The organism is Streptomyces sp. UW30 (assembly GCF_008042075.1).
GTDB lineage: Bacteria > Actinomycetota > Actinomycetes > Streptomycetales > Streptomycetaceae > Streptomyces.
On the sequence record NZ_RDBN01000111.1, the window covers coordinates 1 to 2,319 of the forward strand.

The following is a 2,319-nucleotide window of genomic DNA, read 5'->3' on the forward strand; positions in this document are numbered from 1 at the left end:
GTCAGTGCCGTTGTCGGTGACGGCGGTCCACAGTGCACAGTCGGGCGGTTGGGCTACTTCCGTGGTGCGCATCGTGGCGGTGGGCGGGTCGTGGATGGTTGCCGTGGGTCGTGGTCGGGGCGGAGACGACGGACTGACTCAGGGTGCTCGGTCCGGCCGTGATGGCGGTCTACAGCACCTCTCGCGTGGCAGGCGGACGCGGTCGGTGTATCGCCTCAGGCCGGGTGCTCGCCGCCATCGCAGCAGCATCCTGGTTCTCCGCAGCCTGCTGGCCATGGGGCGTGGTCAAAGCGTCCGGCCGGAATGGGTGTTGCTGGCCTTGAGGTGACACGTCGCCCCGACCGGACCGTCGACCAGGAGCCCCCGACCACGGTCACGATGGGGACACAAGAGGCGTGGTCGGGGTCTCGTCGGCCGGACCCCGGACTCGACCACGGGGGTGCGCCGGCAGGGGGAGCATGCCACGGCCGAAGGCTCACTGGAGGGGTGGGGCGCGATGCGGCCGCCCGCGGGTGCGCCGTTTGTCCAGCCGGGTGCTGCGCATGGGGGTGGTTGAGAGGGTGCGTACAGGGCGGTGAGTCTGGCGTCGAGGCTGCCTGGCCGCCCTCGCGGCTGCGGTCCGGCGCGAATAGTGGAGGAAGGCTGGCGCCAGCTGCCCGCAGCCGGCGCGCCCTGGTGTCAGCGCCGGGTTGTCCTCTGCTGGTTGCTTTCCGCGTCGTCCTGACAGATGTCAGGACGACCCGACGGTCCAGGCCGAGTACCTTCTTCCGCGTACCACAGTGCATCGGTGTGCGAGCCCACTGCTTACCGGAGGACTCGCACGCCGGGTCACCGGTGTGCACCGTTTCCATTGCTTCCCGCGTATGGCGTCAGTCTCAGGAGCCATGGGGCAGCGGACTCCACTTGGAAGGCAGAAGGAGATCGGGCATAGCCAGGCTCGGCCTCTGCATGGCCCTGGTCATGCAAGTGCGGATTGTGACCGCGTTGCCCGGCGGCTCGCCCGGCGTCCGGACCAGTTCCTCGTTGCCTCTTGCTTCGTCAGGAAAGGAATGGCATGTCCCTATTGAAGCGCTACGCATCCCTCGCAGCTGCAGCCGTGGCTGTGGTGTCTGTGGGCTTGGCGGTACCGGCATCCGCGGAGACGACGCACACCCAAGCGGCCTTCGGTGAACAGGCCCGCGCAGCCGGCCTCACCCGAGAAGATACCGAGGCCCTCCAGGCGAAGGTGGACCGTTACCTTGCCCGCCACGACGGACGGCAGGTCGCGGCAAATGAGATTGCCCTGGCCGACGGTGCCACACTGACCGTCACCGTTCCCGGTGAGAGGTATGTGCGTGAGCTGAGCACGTCGGCCGGAAGCCGTGCCGCAGCACAGTGGGAGTGCGACAACGAGTACTTCTGCATGTACCGCCAGCAATTGGGCATGGGCGACCGACTTGCCCTGTACTACTGCCAGGACTACGCGCTGCAGGACTGGACCGGCGAGGGCTCCTACTACAACCTCCAGACCCGTGGCACCCAGGCACTGTTCAAGAACCAGAACCGTAACGTCATCCACACCACGCCGGGCGCTCCCTACGGCAACCCGAGCTATGACTGGACCCCCGTCTGGTACGTCAGGCCCTGCTGATGTCTGCAGACGCCGGCCCGGCCCTCCAGGGTGCATTTGAGCTGCCTCGAGTTCCGTTGCCGCCGCTCTCGTGCGGTTCAGGCTTCGGCCGAGTACGTGGCACCCGATCATCCGCGAGGCGCTGAGGGGTCGCACGGACACACGGAACGAGTGCACCGAGTCGCTTCGCTGGGTCAGCGAAGCGGCCGGAGCATTCGGGATGAGTGGACAAGGGCGCGCTCGTGCTCGGGGCAGTGCTCGTGGCCGGTTCTTCCGGTGCGCCTCAGGCGGCGGCGTCGGACTGCACGGGAGGCGGGGCCGGCTTCACCGACATCCCCGACAGGGCCCGCGACCGCGTAGCAGGGCACGGTAACGCAGCATAGGGTTGGTTTAGACGTCATTTCAGTTGGTGTGATCTTGCGGCACTCTGGGGCGATGACTGCTGCGCTTGTCGAACGGTTGGCGCCGGAAGACCTGTGGGAGTTGTTCCAGCGGGTGGTCCCGCCGCCACCGGAACGCCCGCAGGGCGGAGGACACCGTCGACGAGGGGACCGCGAGGTGCTTGCCGCGATCATCTTCGTGGCCACCTCCGGCTGCACCTGGAACCAACTGCCACCCGGATTCGGTCTGTCCGKCGTCWCCGCCTTCCGCCGGTTCACCGAATGGACCGAGGCCCGGGTGTGGGCCAAGCTCCACCGCCTGGTCCTGGA

The 2,319-nt window shown here is 67.7% G+C and carries 2 protein-coding genes; both read left to right on the plus strand.

Annotated features, from left to right (window positions below; all coding sequences use genetic code 11):
- Positions 1-1,117: 1,117 nt before the first annotated feature.
- Positions 1,118-1,630 carry a hypothetical protein gene (locus EAO75_RS44570; protein WP_148000838.1) on the plus strand — a complete coding sequence of 171 codons (513 nt, stop codon included), beginning with the start codon at positions 1,118-1,120 and terminating at the stop codon, positions 1,628-1,630.
- 414 nt (positions 1,631-2,044) lie between these two features.
- A partial coding sequence (locus EAO75_RS44575; protein ID WP_148000839.1) for a transposase occupies positions 2,045-2,319 on the plus strand: 275 nt, incomplete at its 3' end.